The organism is Pantoea sp. USMM079, from assembly GCF_037153115.1.
Taxonomy (GTDB): domain Bacteria; phylum Pseudomonadota; class Gammaproteobacteria; order Enterobacterales; family Enterobacteriaceae; genus Pantoea; species Pantoea communis.
In genome coordinates this window covers 14174-33748 of sequence record NZ_JBBCKX010000031.1, presented here as the reverse complement: position 1 = coordinate 33748, position 19575 = coordinate 14174, and the positions used below count along the sequence as shown (strand labels likewise).

Sequence of the window (19575 nt, the reverse complement as noted above, 5' to 3'; positions counted from 1 at the left end):
TTCCAGTTTGATAGTAAGTTATCAAAATAATGCCCGAAATGGACCGGGAGTGCGAAGACATTGCGGAGTAAATCGTCATCAAATCTCAATATTTGATAGAGAATCTCTCAGTAATTTGATCGTTATCGCAAAAATGAAATGATCCATTTCATTAAATTACCTACCGGAATAAATGTTTGATATTTTCCTGTTCGAGGACAGAGGTGAGGGCTGATGGATTTGCATCAGTAAATCCATAGAGGCGGCGGTCGCGCCTTTCTATAGTGAAAGCGATCTGCCTTATCGGCTCCCGGCACATGAACGACTCAACAATAACGGAGATGATATGTTCCCTCAGACCCTACCTGCACCTCGCCGTCCCCTTGAAAACCAGATCCCCGCGCTGCGCTGGGGCATTGTTGGACCCGGCTGGATCGCCGACCACTTTGCCAATGCGTTGCGTCATCATACTCAGCAACAGCTGGTGGCCGTATCGTCACGCAGTCTGGAGAAAGCACAAGCTTTTGCCAGCAAATGGGATATCCCGCACGCCGTTGAAGGCCTTGACGCACTGCTGAGCCGGAATGACATTGATGTGGTGTATATCGCCACACCGCACAATCATCACTTCCCTGATGGGCTACGCACGCTGCAAGCGGGCAAGCATGTGCTGATTGAGAAGCCGCTGGCGCTCAATGCACAGCAGGCGTTGCAGTTGCAGCAGGAAGCGCACAAACAACAACGCTTGTGCGTGGAAGCGATGTGGTGTGATTTTGCGCCGAAATACGATGTGATCCGTCAATTGCTGGCCGATGGCGCGTTAGGAGATGTTCATACATTGATCGCCGATCATGGTGAATATTTCACCCAGGATCACCGCATTTTCAATCTCGATCTGGCGGGCGGGCCGATGCTGGATCTCGGCAGCTATTTGATCGGCTTCAGCGTGCTGGTCGGCGGCGCACCCGATAGCATTGTGGCGCAAGGCCAGCCTGCACCTGGCGGTGTGAATGGGCAAACATCAATGCTGCTGACCCACGGCAACGGCATGCACTCAGTGCTCAACACCACGCTGTTCAGCAACACACCGGGCACTGCCGTGATCGCCGGTCGTGATGCCACGCTTTATCTCGACGGCCAGTTCTATGCGCCGGGCAATTTCCGTCTCACTTCCAGCGATGGCCGCCATACGCTGCGCTGGGAAGAACCGACTAATCGCTATATTCAGCTCTGTCATGAAATCGAACATACCGCCTGGTGTATCCACCAGGGGCTGCTTGATTCGCCTGTCCGTCCGCTGGCCACCTCACTGGCCACGCTGCACGCCATGGATGAAGTCAGGAAGCAGATCGGTGTGGTGTTTAATGAAGAGCGCACCGCTTAACGATCAGGAGAACAACATGAAAATCGCTTTTGATGTGGATGTCATCAGAGAAATGGGCATCACGCGCATGGTGCACCAGGTGGCCGAATGGGGTTACAAGTACATCGAACAATCGCCCCATCCACAGATCAATCCGTTTTATAAACACCCGAAAGCCAGCCGGGAAATCATGCGCGAATACAAAAATGCGCTGAATGCCACTGGCGTGGAAATCTCATCGTTTATCACGGTTTATCGCTGGTCAGGCCCGGACGAGTTGCGTCGTCAGGCGGCGGTGAAGAACTGGAAACGCATGATCGAGATCGCCGTCGAGATGGGGGTGCAGGTGATCAATACCGAACTCTCAGGCAATCCGAACGAGCCGGAGATTTGTGAAGAGATGTTCTATCGCTCGATGGATGAGTTATTGCCGATTATCGAACGTGAAGGTATCCGCGTCGAAATTCAGGCACATCCGTGGGATTTCTGCGAACAAAGCAACGAAACGGCAGATATCGTGAAATCGTTCCGCAGCGATAACGTCAAATACATCTATAGCGCACCGCACACCTTCTACTACGACAAAGGCGTGGGCGATGTGAAAAACATGCTGCACTACGCGGGCGACGATCTGTCGCATATGCTGATTGCCGATACCATGAACCACACCAAGCACTGCCGCTATATCGTCAACCCACCGGGTGTCGATGCCACCATCCACCAGCACGTGGCGGTGGGTGAAGGGGAAGTGAACTTCGATGCGCTGTTTGAAGCGCTGCGCGAAATGGATTTCGCCAACCGCACGTATAAGGTTGGCGGTGAATCGATTATCTCGGCGGCGCTGTTTGGCTATCCTGAGAAGATGAAATATCAAGCGGTGGAAACACGTGAATTAATTGAGCGTGAGCTGCTGAAATAAAGTTGAAGGCGCGGCCAGTGTGCCGCGCCCTGCCATCAAATGGCCACCCTCTCCACTTCTGTAAATTCACCTCGCGTCAGCGATAACTGTGCCGCCTCGGCAATCGCCTGCGCGCGCAGGCCGTCGATCAATCCCGGCAGCCCTTCGATTTTCTCTCCGCCGATGTGGCGTACAAACGCATCCAGATGGGTGTAGTAGGTCTCTTTCACCCGACTAAACCAGTCTGCATACAAGCCGGGCTGAGTGATGCCTTTGCCCTGATAAAGTGTGGCACCCCGCGCTGACTGGCTCTCTGAAGCCAGCATCCCTTCACTGCCCATCACGCTGATGCGTTCGTCGTAGCCGTAAGCCGTGCGGCGCGTGTTATCCAATTGCGCCAGCGCGCCCTGCTGCATGCGCATGATCAGCACCGAAGTATCGACATCAAAATCACGGATCTCCGGCATCGCCAGTGCGGCACCGAGTGCGCCAACGGTGCTGACTTCATCTTCTGTCAGCCAGCGCAGCAGATCAAAAAAGTGGATCGCCTGATCGCGCATTTGGCCGCCAGAAGCTTGCAGATAACTGATCGGCGGTAATTCTGACGCGCGGCACACCATCTGAATCAGCTCGGTACGACCAATCAGCCCCTGTTTCAGCTGGGATTTAAGTTGCTGATGACTCTGGTCGAAACGACGGTTAAAGCCGACGGTAACGGGAACCTGCACCGGAGAGATTTTTTCCACGACTTCCCGCGCGCGCTGCAACGACAGGTCGATCGGTTTCTCGCAGTACACCGCTTTGCCCGCCAGCACCGCCTGCTCCAGCAGTTCGGCATGGGTTGGCGTAGCGCTGGCGATCAGCACCGCGTCGATCCCATCACTGCTCAGCGCCTGCTGCACGCTGGCCGCTTTTGCGCCATAGCGCTGTGCCACCGCTTCGGCACGCGACGCATCGATATCACACACCAGCGCCAGCTCAACGCCGGGATGCGCTGCCAGGTTGGCAGCGTGCACCTGGCCGATAAATCCACTGCCAATCAAGGCAAAACGTTGCGGAGTCCGCATTTTAACGCTCCTTTTGTTCACACTTCGGAATAGCCGATGTTGTCAAAATAGCGCTTTCTGGCAGGCTAGCTGTACGCGGTTTTTGATGGAATTACCTCAGATGAAAGCACTGACGCTGGCGGAGCTGGCGAAGCAAGTAGGCGTAGGCGTGGCCACGGTTGATCGGGTACTCAACGATCGCGGTGGTGTGTCCCCGGCGATGACAAAAAAAATTCTGCAGGCGGCGCGGGATGCGGGTTTAAAGCGTATTTTGCCGGAGGAGCATCGCCACAGCTGGCAGATTGAAGTGCTACTCAGCGGCAACGGCTCGTTCTTCTTTCAGCAGCTGGCACAGGACTTTGCCCGTCTCGCTGATGAGCTGGGCTATCGTCGCCTGCGCCTGCATCGCACGCTGATCCCGGAAAACGCCCCCGAGAAGCTGGCTGCACACATTGCGGCCAGCAGTAAGAAAATGGATGCGCTGATCGTTTTCGCCCATGAAAATCCGCTGATTTATGATGCCTTAGCGGCGTGTCAGGCGCGCGGCGTACCGGTGATCACCATGGTCACGGATCTGCCCGATGCAGCGCGCCTGTGTCACGTCGGCATCGATCAATACAAAGCCGGACGCACCGCTGGATTGATGCTCGGCAGCATGATCAATGCACCGGGGGATGTGGTGCTGGTGAGTGGCCGCGCAGATTACTCAGCACATCGTCAGCGCATTGAAGGTTTTCAAGCCGTGCTGGCGGAGCGTTTCCCGCAGCTGCTTCTGCGGGAAATTCTTGCCGGGCAGGATGAACGCGATCGCATTAGCCGCCTGCTGGAGAAAACCCTGGCCGGATCGCAAAATATCGTCGGACTCTACAACACCGGCCTCGGCAATACGCAGATTCACGAAGCGCTGGCGCGCCATCGACTCGGCGGCAAAGTGGTGTACGTGACGCATGAACTTTATGCCACCACGCGCCAGCTTTTTGAGAAGCGCGTGCTGACGCTAACACTCGATCAAAACACCCTGCGCCATGCTCAGCTGGCGCTGACCTTATTGCTAAAACATCTCGAAGAGGGTGAACAGCCTGACACCTACCAGTCCGGCAAAGTCGACTTTATGCTGTTTACGCAAGAGAACTTCGCATAATCACACTTTGCATCTCACCGCCAGCGCGGTTAAATCGCCTTCATCTGTCGCTGCTACACTCAGTAGCAGCAAAAAACGCAATCACAACAAGGCGAAATCATTATGTCGGAAAATCAGTATCAGCCCGCGAAAGTCTGGACGTGGGACCCGGAAGCCAAAGGTAACGGCGCAAAAACCAACCGTCCGTTCGCCGGGCCGACGCATGAGAAGACCCTGCCGGTGGGCAAACATCCGCTGCAGCTCTATTCACTGGGGACGCCAAACGGCCAGAAGGTCACCATCCTGCTGGAAGAGTTGCTGGCCGTCGGGGCAAAAGAAGCCGAATACGATGCCTGGCTGATTCGCATCGGTGATGGCGCTCAGTTCTCCAGCGGTTTCGTTGACGTGAACCCGAACTCCAAAATTCCGGCACTGAGTGACCACTCAGTCACGCCACCGCTGCGCGTGTTCGAATCAGGCAACATTCTGCTGTATCTGGCCGAGAAATTTGGTCACTTCATCCCGGCGGATATTGCAGGCCGCACCGAAACCCTGAACTGGTTGTTCTGGCTGCAGGGCTCTGCGCCTTACCTTGGCGGCGGCTATGGTCACTTCTATTTCTACGCACCAGAAAAAATCGAGTACGCCGTCAACCGCTTCACGCTGGAAGCCAAGCGTCAGCTGGATGTGCTGGATCGTCAGCTCGCCAATAACCGTTTCCTCGCCGGTGAGGAATACACCATCGCCGATATCGCCACCTGGCCGTGGTACGGCAACCTGGTGCTGAACAACATCTATGGCGGCGGCGAGTTCCTTGATGTGCAGTCGTACAAAAACGTGGTGCGCTGGGCTAAAGAGATCGCTGAGCGTCCAGCGGTGATTCGGGGTCGCAAAGTGAATAAGGCATTTGGTGCCGAACCACAGGATCAACTGCTGGAACGCCACGATGCCTCTGATTTCGATACCAACACCGAAGACAAACGTCAGGCGCGAGGAGAGCAGTAATGGCCGCTTATGTGGTGATGATTAAAGACGAAACGCTGGATAAAGATGAGCTGGCGACCTACGCGCAGAAAGCCGGTGAGGCACGCGGCGATCATCAGATCACGCCGCTGGCATTTTATGGCGATCTTGAAGTGCTGGAAGGCCGTGAGGCGGAAGGCGTAGTGGTGCTGGAATTTGCGGATATTGATGCAGCAAAAGCCTGGTACCACAGCCCGGCGTATCAGGAAGCGAAAGCCCATCGGGTCAAAGGCGCGAACTATCGCGTGTTACTGGTCAAGGGTGTGGCTTAATCTGCCAACAGGGGCGCACTTCAATCGGTGCGCCCTGCCAGCCAGAGAGGTCGAGATTTGCTCGTCTCGCCGATCAATCCAGTCTGAATAGCGCAATCGCCTGCTGCAACCGATTCGCCTGCTGTTGCTGCTGATGCGCCACTTGCAAGGTTTCCGCCACGTGCTGAACGTTGTGATGCACGCTGTGATCGATGCTGTTGATGCTCTGCTGAATCTGCTCGATGCTCAAATTCTGCTGTTCACTCATCTCAGACAACTCGGTGACCAGCTGTGACAATCCGCTGATGCTGCTGTGAATATCACGCATGGTCTGTGCAGCATGTTCAATCTGCACGGTGCCATGTTCGGTGCTCAGGCTGCTGGCATCCATCAGTTGGCGAATTTCGCGCGCAGCATTCTCGCTGCGCATCGCCAGATTGCGCACTTCGCTTGCCACCACGGCAAAACCACGCCCCTGACTGCCGGCGCGCGCCGCTTCTACTGAAGCATTCAGAGAAAGAATATTGGTCTGGAAAGCGATGCCGTCGATCAATGCTAAAATCACTTTCACCCGCTGTGACTCTTCGCTGATTTTCGCCATTGAGCTCATCGCCGACTGGATATTTTCCTCTCCGTGCGTGGCCACCGCACGTGCATCCCGCGCGAGTTCGCTTGCACTCTGTGCTTTGTCACGCGTTAAGCTGGCAGCAATGCTGATTTCCGTCATCGCACTGGCCGCGACTTCCAGTGCCTGCGCCTGTTCATCGGTGCGGGTCGACAGTTCAGCGTTGCGTTGCAATATACTTTCAGACTCCGTCAACAAGGCGCTCACGCCGAGACTCACCTGATGAAGCGTGCCATGCATGGTGCCCAAAGTGGTACTGAAGGTGCGGGCGAACGGGCTTTCACTCTGCTGGCTATCCGCATTCAGCGTCAGATACCCGGCCTGCTGATTGATCCGTGAGGCTAGCTCCGCGACTTCACTCGCGGAACGTGCATCGGCGGCCATCTGACGCGCAATCACCAGCAAGATGGCGGTCTGCGCCACCACAAACAGGGCATGAAACACCACCATGTCCCAGCCCGGATGATGGAACACCACCACGCCGAAAAGATCGTTTTCCTGCAGATAATTAAACAGAATGTGATGCGTGGCCGCTGCCGCCGCGCCCATGATCAGTGGACGGATGTCGCGCCACGCCAGCAGCACCGACATCAACACAAATACCGAGAAGTGATATTCGGTTTCACCACCGCCGAGTTGAATCAGTAAACCTGCCCAGCCGATCAACAGGGCTGAGAGCACCAACCTTGAAGTCAGCGTGCCGCGCAGGACGGTGCCAAAGAAGGTCGACAGCAGTGCCAACGCAAGGCCAGCAATCAGCGCTACGGTTAAACTGTCATTCATCCACCCAACGCCGAGTGCAATCGGCCACAATCCCCAGTTGAGGATCACCGCAAGGCTATCTGCGCGCTGTGCAATACGTCGCAGCGAAACCATCTCCACCGGCGCGGCATCCGGGCCTGACAAGGGCGTTGCGATCATGGCAATTTTCCACACCAGAGGTTGATTAAGATGCCCAAACGTCAGGGCAAAGTGCTCAGACTGAGTGGTGAAATTATCGGCGCGTTAATGGGAAAGTTTAGGACCGTGAATAATTGAAAGAGAAGGATGTGAGCAGGTTCACTTGAATGTGATGATTTCCCGGGCAGCACAGGCGCAACGTCGTGCGCCTGTGCCATGACGCTCAACTTACTTTGCAGCAAACTGCGCGTAGTTTTCCGGAGTGATGGTCTGATACGGCACCCAGTTGTACTCCTGCACTTTCTGTTTATCCAGCAGTGCCTTCGTCACCTGTACTGCACCGGTTGCCTGACCTTTAGCGTCCTGGAAAATGGTCAGTGTCATCTTGCCGTTCTTCACAAACTGCTGTCCATCAGGCGTGCCATCGATTCCCGCGACCAGAATTTTTTCATTTTTCGCCTGACTGAGCGCCATGATGGCACCAATCGCCATTTCATCATTGTTAGCGGCAATCGCATCGATCGGACGCTGGTTCAGCAACCAACTCGATACCACATCCACGGCTTCATTGCGCTGCCACTTGGCGGTCTGCTTCTCAATCACTTTCATGTCTTTATATTTGGCGATCACCGCTTCGACCGCACGGGTGCGCTCGCGCGCCTCTTCATTGGACAGTGCGCCCATCAGAATCGCCACATTACCTTTGTAATTCATCTTCTTCGCTAACGCTTCCATCTGCATTTCCCCGCCCAATGCAGAGTCAGAACCCACATAAGCCATGTCGCCCGGCAGTTTCACTTCTGGCTTACGATTGACGAAAATCAGCGGGATATTGGCGTTTTTCGCGGCGGTGATCATCGGCAACACGCCCTGCGTATCGACGGGATTAAGAATGATGGCGTCCACGCCCTGGTTAATAAAATCATCAACCTGCTGTACTTGCAGTGCCACATCTCCTTTGGCATCCACGAACTGGCCGTTGAGCTGATTGGCTTTTAGCTCTGCCTGCATCTGCGTACGCAGAATCGAGACAAAGTTAAGGTCGAAGTTGGCCAGCGCAACGCCGACGGTGAAGGTTTTCGCACTGACGCTCAAACTCAGCAGCAGCGAGCACAGACAAAGCACGATGTTTCGGATGTTCATGAGGTGATTCCTGTAGGTTGAGGTTTTATTGTTATGACGCCGGGCAACAGGCAAATACCCGGCGGTAAAACGCTTAAATCGTGAAGTGATCGCGGAACTGCTCTAGCGCGGCGGTGCTGTCACCGCTGGCCCAGCCCTCCATCGCCACCGTACCGCTGTAACCCACTTCCTGCAGTGCACGCGCGATGGCGCGATAGTTGATCTCGCCGGTGCCCGGCTGCTGGCGACCCGGTACATCCGCCACCTGAACTTCGCCAATGGCGGAACCGCTGCGGCGAATCAGCTCAATCAAATTCCCCTCGCCAATCTGCGCATGGTAAAGGTCGAGATTCATCTTTAGCGCCGGGCTGTTGACCGCTTCCACCAGCGCCAGGGTATCGGCGGCCAGCGCGAACGGGGTGCCGGGATGATCGACCGGCAGGTTGAGGTTTTCGAGGGTGAACACGCGCCCGGCGCGCTCGCCCAGTTGCGCCACTTTGCGCAAGGTATCGACCGCTTTCAGCCACATCGCACCGGTCACCACTTCCACGGGTTTAACCGGCAAGCCTTTGTCATCCAGCCCGGTGCCGTGCAAATTTAATCCAGGGCAGTTAAGCCGCTCAGCCACCGCCAGCGAGGCTTCGGCACTCTGTAAGAGCTGCTGGATCTCGTCATCATCGGTGAGATTGCCAGTGAGATAGCCGGTCATGGAGGTGAATCGCGCACCGGTCGCCACCAACGCATCAATGTCTTTATTGGCCCATCCCCAGATTTCAACGCCAAACCCCAGCGCGTGAATGCGTTTCACACGCTCAACAAATGGCAGATCGAGGAACACCATTTCGGCACAAACCGAGAGTTGATAAGCAGCCATTAGCGCGCTCCTACTTTGACAGGCAGGTTGTGGGTGACCGATTCAATACAGGCCAGCGCAATCTCCAGCGCATTGCGCGCGTCTTCGCCGGTGGCACGCGGTGTTTCGCCGGTGTGGATACAGCGGGCAAATTCGATCATCTCCGCCACATAGGCATCGCGCAGCAGATCCGAATCCATGCGCGAGGTCTCCATGCTGATGCCGCTGGCGCTGTAGCGCACACAGTTAGAAGAGGTGATATGGCCCGCCTGCAGCATCCCTTTGCTGCCAAACACTTCGCCGCGCACGTCGTAGCCGTACACTGCCTGGAAGTTGGCCTCTGCGATGGCAATCGCTCCGTTATCAAAGCGAATGGTCACCACCGAAGTATCCAGTAAGCCTTTATCTTTGAAGTCCGGCCGCACCAGCGCATCGGCGATGGCATACACTTCCACCGGCTTCGCCCCGTGGTTGAAATGCAGCAGGGTGTCAAAATCGTGGATCAGCGTTTCGAGATAAATGGTCCACTGCGGGATGCGCGACGGATCGTGCAGCGCCGGATCGCGCGTTACAGAACGGCTCAACTGCGTAATACCGTTCTCGCCTGCCTTCACTGCCGCAATCGCCGCCGCAAAACCCGTATCGAAACGGCGATTAAAGCCCACCTGCAACACTACGCCTGCGCTTTTGGCGGCGGCAATGGCGCGGTCAGCTTCCTCCAGCGTGACAGCCATTGGCTTCTCACAAAATACGTGCTTACCGGCATTCGCAGCGGCAATCACCCACTCGGCATGGGTGCGAGCGGGCGCCGCAATGGCAATCGCATCAATTTCAGGATCGAGTAGCAGCGCATGCAAATCGCTATAGGCTTTCGCGACACCCAGCTTGCTGGCGAGCTTTTCCGCTGCACCGGGCTGCGGATCGGCGACGGCTGCCAGCGTGGCGCCGGGGACGCGATATGCCAGATTCTCGGCGTGGAAGCTGCCCATTCGCCCTGCGCCAATCAGACCAACACGTACCGGTTGAAGATGAAATGTCATAAATCATTCCTTACTGTTTTGGATATGTCCGTTCGGGACAGGTGAGATAGGCATTTCATTGCAATCCAAATGCCAACTTAAAAGGGGCAATTTATGTGAGGAACCACACAGCGTTGCGCTTTGAATTGGTCATAAACTTTACATGTCAACTTCACATGTCAATAAAATGGACATTCCAGATTGACCAGGAGCCTCTAATGCGCGCCAGCGAACGTTTGCCGTTTAAAGATGAAAGCGACCCGATTTTCAGCCTGCCGGAAGGGGCTGAAGCGGGCGAATGGGATACCTTGCTCTGGCAGGGCTGGCACAGCTTTGTCCGGGGGGAACAACCGGGCTGGATGCGGCGCAGTATTTTGCAGTCATGGCAGCGATCGCAGCAGCGCGCCATCGATCCACACACCTTCATCTACACTTCGCCTCCTGCGGATGAGCTGAAGGCCATCCTGGCGCACAATGCCGAGCTGATTGCGGTGGCGCGTAACGTAATGGAAAACCTGCTGGCCTATAACCCGGATGGCCATATCAACCTCACCGACGCGCAAGGTGTCACGCTGCATTTTTGCGGCGCTGATTTGACGCCGATTGGTAGCATCCTGAGCGAAGAGGTGCTCGGCACCAACTGCACAGCTCGTTGTCTGATTGAGCAACGGCTGGTGTATGTGTTGAGCGGTGAAAACTGGAAGATCGATCTGCGTAAGCGCCACTACCAGTGCGCAGCCGCGCCGATTCGAGATGCCAGCGGCCAACTGCTCGGCGTGCTCACACTCACCGCCACACCGGATAACTTTAATGCGCACACGCTGGGCACGGTACAGGCCGCTGCAGAAGCGGTGGGACAACAATTAATGTTGCGCAGTTTGCTGGCAGAACAACAGTCGATCCTCGAAACCCTGAATGAGGGCGTGATCGTCTGCGATCGCCACGGACGGATCAAAACGTTAAACCGCTATGCGCGGCAGATCTTTAGTGGTCTCGATCCTCAAGCCGGGCCGATTGATGTGTTACTGCAACCCCAGGGAGGATCGCTGCTGACCATGCCATTCTGTAATGACCGTGAGTTGCAGTTTATCCCGGACGGCGTGCAGCCCCTCTCCTGTCTGATTTCATTGATGCCGGCACCCGATGGTGGACGTGTGCTGTCTCTGCGCGAGAACCAGCGCATCCGGGCGATTACGCGGCAGGTAATGGGCGTCAGCGCCAGTTATACCTTTGAGATGATCCGCGGCCACGCTCCGCGCGTGCAGCAAGCCATTCAGAAGGCACGCGCCAGCAGCCGTACCGATAGCACCGTGCTGTTAAGCGGTGAAAGCGGCACCGGCAAGGAGTTGTTCGCGCAGGCGATCCATAACGCCAGCCCACGACATCAGGAACCCTTTATCGCCCTCAACTGCGGCGCCCTGCCGCGTGACCTGGTGCAGAGCGAACTGTTTGGTTATGTCGATGGCGCATTCACCGGTTCCCGGCGCGGCGGCTCCGCGGGAAAATTCGAGCTGGCGGATGGCGGCACGCTGTTTCTGGATGAAATTGGCGAAATGCCGCTGGAGGCGCAAACCAGCCTGCTGCGCGTATTACAAGAGAGTGAAGTGGTGCGTATTGGCGCCGCGCATCCGCTTAAGGTCAATGTGCGCATCATTGCCGCCACCCACTGTAATCTGCTGGATGCGGTGGAAAAAGGCGCCTTTCGCCGCGACCTGTATTACCGTCTTAACGTGATTTCATTAGCCATTCCGCCGTTGCGAGAACGTCAGGAAGATATTCCAGGTCTGGTGAATACGTTTATTCAGGCGCTCTGTACTCGATTGAAACGTATCGCGCCGCAGGTGTCGTCTGAAGCCATGCACTGCTTGCAGACGTGGCACTGGCCGGGCAACGTGCGTGAACTGGAGAACCTGGTCGAACGCATGGTGAATTTGTGTGAAGGGCTGGAGATTGGCAAGCCGGATTTGCCGGAAGAGATGACGCAGCGCGTCTCGCCGCCACAATCCAGCGTTTTAACATCATTGCAGGAGAATGAGCGCCAGCATGTATTGCAGGTGGTGAGTGAGCAGAAAGGCAACCTGCGCCAGTCAGCACAGCAACTGGGGATTTCACGTACCGCGTTGTATAACAAACTGAATGTCTGGCAGGTAGATGTCACGGCATTGCGAGGGAGATAGGTTAAAAAGGGTTCATGTGCTTCCTTTAGCCCACCCGCTCTCGTACCAACACTCCCTGAATCCCGGACGGGATTCAGGGAAGACGGATGAGGGGGAGTATATTGACCGCCATCTACAATGACGCTCTACCGTAAATCATTCACTCTTGCCCGGTGATTGCATCAGCTGCGGATAACAACACGAATCGCTATCTACAACGACGCTCCACCGCAGATAACCAATTCCTGCCCGGTTATTGCATCAGCAGCGGGGGACAGCACAAAACCCGCCAGCGCCGCCACTTCCTCCGGCTTGATGTAGCGCCCAATGGGCGGCAGCTTGGGTGGTGAACTGGCACGGCCAGGTTGCAGCAACATGGGCGTTTCAGTGGCACCGGGCGCGATCACATTCACGGTGATCCCCTGCGGCGCTAATTCAGCCGCCCAACTGCGCGCCATCCCAACCATTGCCGCTTTGGTGCTGACATACTGGCTGCGATAAGCGGCGCCGCGTGAAGTGCGACTGCCGATCAGCAAAATACGATCGCCCTGCGTCATCTGCGGCTGCAACGCGTTCGCCATGATCTGCGCCACCTGCACATGCAGATACCACAGGCGCGCGCTCTGCTCCTCATCAAGTTCGCCGAGTGGCGCAGCCGCCATCATGCCCGCGGCATGCACCAGCGCATCCACCTTTGGCAAAGCGGCCAGCGCCTGCTTCAGCAAACTGGCATCGAACAGATCCACGCTCACCGAGGTAAAGCCCGGATGATCTTTCTTGACCAGTGTGCGACTGAACCCCGTCACCTGCCAGCCCTGCGCCAGCAGATGATCAGCAATCGCCGCGCCAATACCTGAACTGACACCCGTGACCAGCGCGTGTCGACTCATTTTTCGCCCCTCACCCACGCTTCGTTAACGCGGACGTACTTAATCGCCTGACGGAAATAGGTGTAGGCGATATGCAGTGCGCCATCCTCACTCTGCTTGATGCTGGGATAGGAGAACTCACGGTTGAGTTTCTGCTGCGAATTGTTGGTCATGCAGTAGCCGTCGCCTTCATCGAGATGACGCTGCCACGGCCAGCTTTTGCCGCCGTCTGGGGAAATGGCCAGCGTCATCGGTGCGCGCGGTGCGCCCCAAAATGCGGTGCGTCCGCTATGCACCACCGGTTCAGCGGCCACCGCCACATCGTCATCCTCATCCTCATCTTCGATTTCGTCATACAGCGACAGGCGACGCTCGCTGGCATCTTTGGCGCTCATGGCGTTGAACACCAGCGCCAGATGGCCGTTGTTCAGCGTGGTCACCTGAATTGAGGAGTTGTTGTTGGGCAGTTCCGTCGCCACCGGCGCACTCCAGCTTTCACCACCGTCAACAGAACGACTTTGGTAGATAAAGTCTGCCCAACGACTGCGATACAGCGCCAGTAAGCTACCATCCTGCAATAAAGTAATGTTCATGTGCACGCAGCCGAGGCTATCCGGCACCGGCACATCGCGCCAGCTTTTGCCTTTATCGCTGGAGATTTTTACCGCGCTAATGTCGTCATTACCGACCCATTTTACGCCCGGCTGAGTGCGGCAATAGAACACCGGCAACAGCCAGTTGCCATTCGGTAACACCGTAATCGGCTGGCGAATAAAGGTGCCGGGTTGATCGAGCAGCGTGTCGATGGCGCTCCAGCTGCGGCCAAAATCACGTGACTGGCGATAGCGCACAATCGCCGTGTCCTGATTACCGGACTTCTGCGCTGTCCATAACAGCCACAATACCTGGTCAGGATCGAGGAACAGCACCGGGTTCTGCTCAGAGCGCGTCGAATCATCAGAAAGTTTCTGCGCCTCACTCCACTGGCTGCCGCCTTGTTCCAGGCGCGAGCACCACACGGAGATATCGGCAATCCCTTCCTGCGTACCACCAAACCAGACACACAGCAGATCACCGTTGGGCAGCGGCAGCAGATTAGCGGCATGATTCTGCGGACAGACCGAAGGCAGCATCGCCGTGAGCTGCTGCGCATCCTGCGCGTGCGGATGAAGGTTACCGTTACGTTCGACGGTAATCGTTGATTCGGTCATATCAGGCTCCACTGTTTTGCATTGAAGATTTTGGTGCTTTTTTGTCGTGCGTTTGTACCGAAGGGATCAGGCGATCAATCACCATGATCACTGCAGGCGTAATCAACGCCACGTACATATTGTTGATGCCGAACGGATCGCCGAGCAGATACCAGACGGTGGTGACCACGCAGGCCCCAATCAGACCGGCATTCGCCCCTCGGGTACTTTTATAGAACGGCAGGTAGAAGGCAATAATCGCCACCACCGAGATCGACAGACGAATCGCGCGGGTGAAGAAGGAGAGCTTCAGCACCTCGGGGACGAACAGCACCAGGATTAACGGCAGGAAACCAATCAGCAGCGACAGCCAGCGCGTCATACGGAATTCACGTTCTGGCGTTGGGTTGCGATACGGTACATAGAAATCTTTAACCACCAGCGAGGCAATCGCCAGCGCCACGGTACTGACGCTGACGAAAATCGATGCCACCAGCGAGGTGGTCACAATCCCCGCCAGCCATGGGCTCATATCCTGCAGAAACACCGGCAGTGCATACAGGCTTTTGATATCCGGATGCAGGTACTTCGCCGCCACGCCAATCAACGCAATGGCAATCGCAATCGGCATGCAAAAGAAGAAGGCAACCCAGGTTGCACGCTTAGCGGATGCGGCACTTTTGGTGGAAGCAATGGCCTGAATGACAAACTGGGTGCAGAAAATCGAACCGATGGTGCCAATCATCCAGGCAAATATGGTGCTGGCCCCAATGTTGCCGTCCCACGTCCAGTAGAAATGCGGCATCTCTTTGATCATCGGGCTAACGCCGCCGGTCATATGCAGTGCGACGCCGAGAATGATCAGGATACCGATATATTTCAGTCCGCTGTGCAGCAGCGTGACCCAGGCAATGCCCTTCATGCCACCGAACATAAAGTAGAAGGTACTGACGATTGCGGTGATCACGGCCGCCGTGGTGAGATCGAGGTTCAACACGGTCGAGATCGCCGCTGCGCCGCTCACATAGTTCCCCACGTTCACCAGCAGCAGCGCATAGATCATGATGAGGGAAATGATGTTCTTGGTTGAGTTGCCGTAACGTTCAGCAATCGCACCCGAAATGGTGATTTTTCCGGTGTTATAAATACGCTTAACCAGCAGGAATCCAAACAGCGGGAAGCCAATCGCGGCACCAATCACCGACCAGGATGCGGCAAACCCACCTTCAAACGCCGCCTGGGCGGTACCAATGGTCGATTTTGCGCCAATGTACTCAGACATTAACATCACACCCACAACAAAAGCCGGCATCACGTTGGATCCCGCCATAAAGTCGCCGCTGTTTTTACTGCGCAGGCGCCAGGTCAGCCAGGTGGTAAACAGAATATACGCGATGACGATCCCGACAATAATCATCATCCCTTCTGCAGAAAACTGTTTCATTTTAGCCTCATTGATAACGTAGGGTCGTGGCCTGCGCTGGGCTTCACGCTTGCCGTTAATGAGGTTGCCTGTTTTGTTATTTAGTGTCTGTGCACAAAGGCAACCCTGTTTATGCTCATTGATTTATTTCACTCACATGAGAATGAACTCACGCATAAGCAGGGCAATTTATAGGCTAAATAGCCAATGATTTGTTTGATCATGCTCACAAACAGTCAATGGTGATTATAAATAATCAAATATTATTTAATAGTTACAAGGCGGACTGCAAAAAATCCACAAAGGCGCTAATGCGGGCGGGTAACTGACGCTGTGGCCGCCATACGGCAAAAATATCCCCGTCCGCGCTGCTCCATGCGGGCAGCACATGTAGCAGATCGCCGCGTTCAATCATGTGCTGGGCATCCCACCAGGAACGCAGCAAAATGCCGTGCCCATCCATCGCTAACTGCATCGCCACTTCGCCATCGTTGGTGATCAGGCTGCCCTGCACTTTTTGCGTCACCTGCTGCTGGCCATCACTCAATCGCCACAATGCGAAATCGCTTTCGTACTGGCGTAGCAAAATACAGTTGTGCTGCGCCAGCGCCGCAATACTGTCAGGCAAGCCGTGACGTTGCGCATAAATCGGGGCGCAGCATAGCACGCGTGGATTGGTGCGTAGCTTGCGCGCGATGAGTCGCGCATCGGGCGGTTCGCCAATACGGATATCAATGTCGATGTGCGAATCGATGAAATTCAATGGCTGGCTGCTGAGCTGTAGTGATAACGAGACTTCAGGATGCAGCGCCGCAAAGCGCGACACGCAGGGGGCAACATGGCGGCGACCAAATCCAAACGAGGCGTTAATGTTCAGGCGGCCACGCAGCACCGCCGCCTGACTGCTCACCGACTCCTCCAGTTCTGCCAGTTGATCCAGCAACGGGCGAGCCCCTTCCAGATAGCGTTTTCCTTCAGCGGTGAGCTCCAGTCGCCGCGTGGTGCGTTTCAGCAGTTGCACCCCCAGACGCTGTTCAAGGTGGCTGAGACGTTTGCTGACGGCGGGCAGCGACAACCCCAGTTCACGCGCCGCAGCGGTTAAACTCTCCAGCGCGGCGACGCGCACAAAGAAGGCCAGATCATCAGTCGAAGTGCGCGATTCTCTACTTTTATTCAACATTGGCTTGCCGCTCAGGCTAATTATTTCCCGGTGATGCATGGTTATACTGCGTTCAGAACATCAACAGCAACCTGTGAGAACCCTATGAGCGGCAAAACCTACAAAATCGCCGTCATCCCTGGCGATGGCATTGGCAAAGAAGTGATGCCAGAAGGCATCCGTGTAATGGATGCAGCGGCAAAGAAATTCGATATTTCTCTGGAGTGGCAATGGTTTGACTTTGCCAGCGCTGAGTACTGGCAGCAGCATGGCAAGATGTTGCCGGATGACTGGTTCGCCACTCTGAGCCAGTTTGATGCCATCTACTTTGGCGCGGTGGGCTGGCCAGATGTGGTACCGGATCACGTGTCGCTGTGGGGATCGCTGCTGCAGTTCCGCCGCGAGTTCGATCAGTACGTCAACCTGCGCCCGGTTCGCCTGATGCCAGGCGTCAAAGCGCCGCTGGCCAATCGTCAGCCCGGCGATATCGATTTCTACGTGGTGCGTGAAAATACCGAGGGCGAGTACTCGTCCGTCGGCGGCACCATGTTCCCTGGCACCGACCGCGAGGTGGTGATTCAGGAGACGGTGATGACGCGTACGGGCGTCGATCGCATCCTGAAGTTTGCCTATGAGTTAGCGCAGAAGCGTCCGAAAAAACACCTGACCTCTGCCACCAAATCCAACGGCATTGCCATCACTATGCCATATTGGGACAGCCGCGTCGAAGCCATGGCACCGAGCTATCCGGAAGTGAAAGTCGATAAGTATCATATCGATATTCTGACCGCGAACTTCGTGCTGCATCCGGATTGGTTTGATGTGGTAGTGGCCAGCAACCTGTTTGGCGACATTCTGTCGGATCTCGGCCCGGCCTGTACCGGCACCATCGGTATTGCGCCCTCCGCCAACATCAACCCGGAAGGGAAATTCCCCAGCCTGTTTGAGCCGGTGCATGGCTCAGCGCCGGATATCGCGGGCAAAGGCGTGGCAAACCCGATTGGACAGATCTGGTGTGGTGCGATGATGCTGGAGCACCTCGGTTACGCCGAAGCGGGTGCCGCCGTGCTGGATGCCATTGAGCGCACCCTGGCCGCCGGTAACAGCCTGACGCGCGACCTCGGCGGCAGCGCCTCAACGGAAGAGTTGGGTGCGGCGATCGCGGCTGCGCTGTAAAAATTAAGTGTCAATAGAGATCACAATAACCACAAAATAAGCATGGGAAATGAATTTTATTGATGTACCTTATTTTCAGGACAACGGTAAAAAGGAAATAATATGCCTATCCCGGCTTATTTGTGGTTAAAGGATGATGGTGGAGCGATTATTAAAGGCTCCGTAGATGTAACAGCAAGAGAACACAGTATTGAAGTGCAAGGATTCTCTCATGGCGTCACTTTACCGGTTGATGGTGCCACGGGTAAGATTACGGGAACGCGTACACATATGCCGGTAAGTTTTGAAAAGGTATTCGATTCATCAAGTCCCTACCTTTATAAAGCAGCCACATCAGGCCAGACATTAACTTCAGCAGAATTTAAATGGTACTGTATTAGTGATACAGGGCAAGAGGTCGAATACTTCAATATGCTTTTCGAAGGTGTAAAAATTGTTTCCGTCATTCCTGGCATGGCAAATATAAAAGCGAACAACCTTCAAACTAACCATGTCGAATCCGTTGCGATGATGTATGAAAAAGTCACATGGCGATATTGTGATGGCAATGTACAGCACACTGATGCATGGAATGAACGAAGCTAATCAAACCCTGATCAGTGACGCTTTTTGAACACCTTTATCAGATAAAGCGTGAGTGCTAAAAGACTCGCGCTTTCAATAACAGATGAAGCAATAATCAATTCACCGTAAAACCCCTCCGCATCACCCAAACCATATGCATAGGTAAAGTCAACAAATGCAGACTGATTTCCTTCGAGAAAGGTGAATGCTATTGAGTGATTAATCGGAATAAGGATAAAAAAAGCAAGGAAGAAAAATAAAATTTTTAGTGGAAATCTGATACCAGAACTATGCGCTACAGGCATCTGAAACACTCCCATCAATGACCTCAATTGTCCCATAAGAATAGAAACTGGTGCCTGGGATGTTTTTATTCCCATAAGTGTAAGTCATCAATGCCTGACGGATTTTTAGAAAATCACTACGATACTGCAAGGTAATACAACCTTGTGAGATACCGGCAGGGCCAATTGGATGAAGACGGAAGTTGCCGCGTTTAATACCTTCAATAAACGTATAATCGTCAATGAGTGCATCGTGGCGAAAAAGTCCAAACCACTCTGCATGAACAACAGGTGAACTGCCGGGCCATGACCAAAACTCTCGGCTCATATTATATAACATACTTTTCACGCCATTTGTTGGTCGCTTAACGATGTAATACAGACCTAAGGGTAAAGGTCCATTAAATGGAATGGATGCACATGCCGGGCGATTGCGATAATGATTATTACCTGAGAAAGCCATGAAATGGCCAATCCCCGGCAATATGAGTGGCGAGAACTGAGTACCCGTAAGAATAAACTTTCCGTTGATAGCCATGTAATTTCCTCCTGAAA

General features: G+C 54.9%; 19 protein-coding genes. 8 read left to right on the top strand and 11 right to left on the bottom strand.

The window, feature by feature from the left end:
• The first annotated feature begins 325 nt into the window (after positions 1 to 325).
• Both WFP70_RS24480 and WFP70_RS24475 read left to right on the top strand, forming a co-directional pair.
• Positions 326 to 1363 (top strand): Gfo/Idh/MocA family protein, encoded by a 1038-nt coding sequence (locus WFP70_RS24480; RefSeq protein ID WP_337024673.1) that lies wholly within the window; start codon positions 326 to 328, stop codon positions 1361 to 1363.
• 16 nt (positions 1364 to 1379) lie between these two features.
• Positions 1380 to 2261, top strand: coding sequence for a sugar phosphate isomerase/epimerase family protein (locus tag WFP70_RS24475; RefSeq protein ID WP_034827178.1), 882 nt, complete (start codon positions 1380 to 1382; stop codon positions 2259 to 2261).
• A 35-nt stretch (positions 2262 to 2296) separates the two neighbouring features.
• On the opposite strand, the gene WFP70_RS24470 is transcribed toward WFP70_RS24475, so the two are convergent.
• Positions 2297 to 3307, bottom strand: a complete 1011-nt coding sequence (locus WFP70_RS24470) for a Gfo/Idh/MocA family oxidoreductase (RefSeq protein WP_337024674.1) — start codon at positions 3305 to 3307, stop codon at positions 2297 to 2299.
• A 100-nt stretch (positions 3308 to 3407) separates the two neighbouring features.
• Here WFP70_RS24470 and WFP70_RS24465 point away from each other — a divergent pair, with 100 nt between their 5' ends.
• The 3 genes from WFP70_RS24465 to WFP70_RS24455 all read left to right on the top strand — a co-directional run bounded on the left by WFP70_RS24465 (position 3408) and on the right by WFP70_RS24455 (position 5701).
• The gene (locus WFP70_RS24465; protein WP_337024675.1) at positions 3408 to 4427 is read left to right on the top strand and encodes a LacI family DNA-binding transcriptional regulator; all 1020 of its coding nucleotides are present in this window, start codon (positions 3408 to 3410) and stop codon (positions 4425 to 4427) included.
• A gap of 102 nt (positions 4428 to 4529) precedes the next feature.
• Entirely contained in the window at positions 4530 to 5411 is an 882-nt protein-coding gene (gene yghU / locus WFP70_RS24460; protein WP_337024676.1) for a glutathione-dependent disulfide-bond oxidoreductase, read from the top strand.
• Positions 5411 to 5701 (top strand): DUF1330 domain-containing protein, encoded by a 291-nt coding sequence (locus WFP70_RS24455; protein WP_034826742.1) that lies wholly within the window; start codon positions 5411 to 5413, stop codon positions 5699 to 5701. Before yghU ends, WFP70_RS24455 begins: the two co-directional genes overlap by 1 nt.
• Before the next feature lie 73 nt (positions 5702 to 5774).
• On the opposite strand, the gene WFP70_RS24450 is transcribed toward WFP70_RS24455, so the two are convergent.
• From WFP70_RS24450 to WFP70_RS24435, 4 genes are all read right to left on the bottom strand, one after another.
• Entirely contained in the window at positions 5775 to 7226 is a 1452-nt protein-coding gene (locus tag WFP70_RS24450; protein ID WP_160834337.1) for a methyl-accepting chemotaxis protein, read from the bottom strand.
• Between the two features lie 207 nt (positions 7227 to 7433).
• Complete coding sequence (locus WFP70_RS24445) at positions 7434 to 8348, bottom strand: substrate-binding domain-containing protein (protein WP_034826747.1); 915 nt, start codon at positions 8346 to 8348, stop codon at positions 7434 to 7436.
• A 73-nt stretch (positions 8349 to 8421) separates the two neighbouring features.
• On the bottom strand, positions 8422 to 9201 hold the full coding sequence (locus WFP70_RS24440; RefSeq protein ID WP_034826749.1) for a TIM barrel protein: 780 nt from the start codon (positions 9199 to 9201) through the stop codon (positions 8422 to 8424).
• The gene (locus tag WFP70_RS24435) at positions 9201 to 10220 is read right to left on the bottom strand and encodes a Gfo/Idh/MocA family oxidoreductase (RefSeq protein WP_337024677.1); all 1020 of its coding nucleotides are present in this window, start codon (positions 10218 to 10220) and stop codon (positions 9201 to 9203) included. Before WFP70_RS24435 ends, WFP70_RS24440 begins: the two co-directional genes overlap by 1 nt.
• 197 nt (positions 10221 to 10417) lie before the next feature.
• Between WFP70_RS24435 and WFP70_RS24430 the strand changes: the two genes are divergently transcribed.
• Complete coding sequence (locus WFP70_RS24430; protein ID WP_176505789.1) at positions 10418 to 12376, top strand: sigma-54-dependent Fis family transcriptional regulator; 1959 nt, start codon at positions 10418 to 10420, stop codon at positions 12374 to 12376.
• A gap of 191 nt (positions 12377 to 12567) precedes the next feature.
• Here the strand turns inward: WFP70_RS24430 and WFP70_RS24425 are convergent, their stop codons facing one another.
• The 4 genes from WFP70_RS24425 to WFP70_RS24410 all read right to left on the bottom strand — a co-directional run bounded on the left by WFP70_RS24425 (position 12568) and on the right by WFP70_RS24410 (position 17017).
• Positions 12568 to 13245 (bottom strand): SDR family NAD(P)-dependent oxidoreductase, encoded by a 678-nt coding sequence (locus WFP70_RS24425; RefSeq protein ID WP_337024678.1) that lies wholly within the window; start codon positions 13243 to 13245, stop codon positions 12568 to 12570.
• Complete coding sequence (locus tag WFP70_RS24420; protein ID WP_337024679.1) at positions 13242 to 14435, bottom strand: sialidase family protein; 1194 nt, start codon at positions 14433 to 14435, stop codon at positions 13242 to 13244. The genes WFP70_RS24425 and WFP70_RS24420 overlap by 4 nt, the downstream gene beginning before the upstream one ends.
• Before the next feature lies 1 nt (position 14436).
• Positions 14437 to 15858, bottom strand: a complete 1422-nt coding sequence (locus WFP70_RS24415) for a sodium:solute symporter family protein (RefSeq protein WP_097118993.1) — start codon at positions 15856 to 15858, stop codon at positions 14437 to 14439.
• A 253-nt stretch (positions 15859 to 16111) separates the two neighbouring features.
• Positions 16112 to 17017: a LysR family transcriptional regulator gene (locus WFP70_RS24410; protein ID WP_337024680.1), complete on the bottom strand. Its 906-nt coding sequence runs from the start codon at positions 17015 to 17017 to the stop codon at positions 16112 to 16114.
• Positions 17018 to 17101: 84 nt separating this feature from the next.
• Between WFP70_RS24410 and WFP70_RS24405 the strand changes: the two genes are divergently transcribed.
• Complete coding sequence (locus tag WFP70_RS24405) at positions 17102 to 18172, top strand: tartrate dehydrogenase (RefSeq protein ID WP_337024681.1); 1071 nt, start codon at positions 17102 to 17104, stop codon at positions 18170 to 18172.
• A 102-nt stretch (positions 18173 to 18274) separates the two neighbouring features.
• Entirely contained in the window at positions 18275 to 18757 is a 483-nt protein-coding gene (locus WFP70_RS24400) for an Hcp family type VI secretion system effector (protein ID WP_337024682.1), read from the top strand.
• Positions 18758 to 18768: 11 nt separating this feature from the next.
• On the opposite strand, the gene WFP70_RS24395 is transcribed toward WFP70_RS24400, so the two are convergent.
• Both WFP70_RS24395 and WFP70_RS24390 read right to left on the bottom strand, forming a co-directional pair.
• The gene (locus tag WFP70_RS24395; protein ID WP_337024683.1) at positions 18769 to 19041 is read right to left on the bottom strand and encodes a hypothetical protein; all 273 of its coding nucleotides are present in this window, start codon (positions 19039 to 19041) and stop codon (positions 18769 to 18771) included.
• Complete coding sequence (locus WFP70_RS24390) at positions 19025 to 19558, bottom strand: DUF2778 domain-containing protein (RefSeq protein WP_166933842.1); 534 nt, start codon at positions 19556 to 19558, stop codon at positions 19025 to 19027. The genes WFP70_RS24395 and WFP70_RS24390 overlap by 17 nt, the downstream gene beginning before the upstream one ends.
• Positions 19559 to 19575 lie beyond the last annotated feature (17 nt).

What these genes read in the sequence shown, in the direction of transcription:
- WFP70_RS24480 (WP_337024673.1), top strand. Translation starts at nt 326, where the DNA reads ATGTTCCCTCAGACCCTACCTGCACCTCGCCGTCCCCTTGAAAACCAG.
- WFP70_RS24475 (WP_034827178.1), top strand. Translation starts at nt 1,380, where the DNA reads ATGAAAATCGCTTTTGATGTGGATGTCATCAGAGAAATGGGCATCACG.
- WFP70_RS24470 (WP_337024674.1), bottom strand. Translation starts at nt 3,307, where the DNA reads ATGCGGACTCCGCAACGTTTTGCCTTGATTGGCAGTGGATTTATCGGC.
- WFP70_RS24465 (WP_337024675.1), top strand. Translation starts at nt 3,408, where the DNA reads ATGAAAGCACTGACGCTGGCGGAGCTGGCGAAGCAAGTAGGCGTAGGC.
- yghU (WP_337024676.1), top strand. Translation starts at nt 4,530, where the DNA reads ATGTCGGAAAATCAGTATCAGCCCGCGAAAGTCTGGACGTGGGACCCG.
- WFP70_RS24455 (WP_034826742.1), top strand. Translation starts at nt 5,411, where the DNA reads ATGGCCGCTTATGTGGTGATGATTAAAGACGAAACGCTGGATAAAGAT.
- WFP70_RS24450 (WP_160834337.1), bottom strand. Translation starts at nt 7,226, where the DNA reads ATGATCGCAACGCCCTTGTCAGGCCCGGATGCCGCGCCGGTGGAGATG.
- WFP70_RS24445 (WP_034826747.1), bottom strand. Translation starts at nt 8,348, where the DNA reads ATGAACATCCGAAACATCGTGCTTTGTCTGTGCTCGCTGCTGCTGAGT.
- WFP70_RS24440 (WP_034826749.1), bottom strand. Translation starts at nt 9,201, where the DNA reads ATGGCTGCTTATCAACTCTCGGTTTGTGCCGAAATGGTGTTCCTCGAT.
- WFP70_RS24435 (WP_337024677.1), bottom strand. Translation starts at nt 10,220, where the DNA reads ATGACATTTCATCTTCAACCGGTACGTGTTGGTCTGATTGGCGCAGGG.
- WFP70_RS24430 (WP_176505789.1), top strand. Translation starts at nt 10,418, where the DNA reads ATGCGCGCCAGCGAACGTTTGCCGTTTAAAGATGAAAGCGACCCGATT.
- WFP70_RS24425 (WP_337024678.1), bottom strand. Translation starts at nt 13,245, where the DNA reads ATGAGTCGACACGCGCTGGTCACGGGTGTCAGTTCAGGTATTGGCGCG.
- WFP70_RS24420 (WP_337024679.1), bottom strand. Translation starts at nt 14,435, where the DNA reads ATGACCGAATCAACGATTACCGTCGAACGTAACGGTAACCTTCATCCG.
- WFP70_RS24415 (WP_097118993.1), bottom strand. Translation starts at nt 15,858, where the DNA reads ATGAAACAGTTTTCTGCAGAAGGGATGATGATTATTGTCGGGATCGTC.
- WFP70_RS24410 (WP_337024680.1), bottom strand. Translation starts at nt 17,017, where the DNA reads ATGTTGAATAAAAGTAGAGAATCGCGCACTTCGACTGATGATCTGGCC.
- WFP70_RS24405 (WP_337024681.1), top strand. Translation starts at nt 17,102, where the DNA reads ATGAGCGGCAAAACCTACAAAATCGCCGTCATCCCTGGCGATGGCATT.
- WFP70_RS24400 (WP_337024682.1), top strand. Translation starts at nt 18,275, where the DNA reads ATGCCTATCCCGGCTTATTTGTGGTTAAAGGATGATGGTGGAGCGATT.
- WFP70_RS24395 (WP_337024683.1), bottom strand. Translation starts at nt 19,041, where the DNA reads ATGCCTGTAGCGCATAGTTCTGGTATCAGATTTCCACTAAAAATTTTA.
- WFP70_RS24390 (WP_166933842.1), bottom strand. Translation starts at nt 19,558, where the DNA reads ATGGCTATCAACGGAAAGTTTATTCTTACGGGTACTCAGTTCTCGCCA.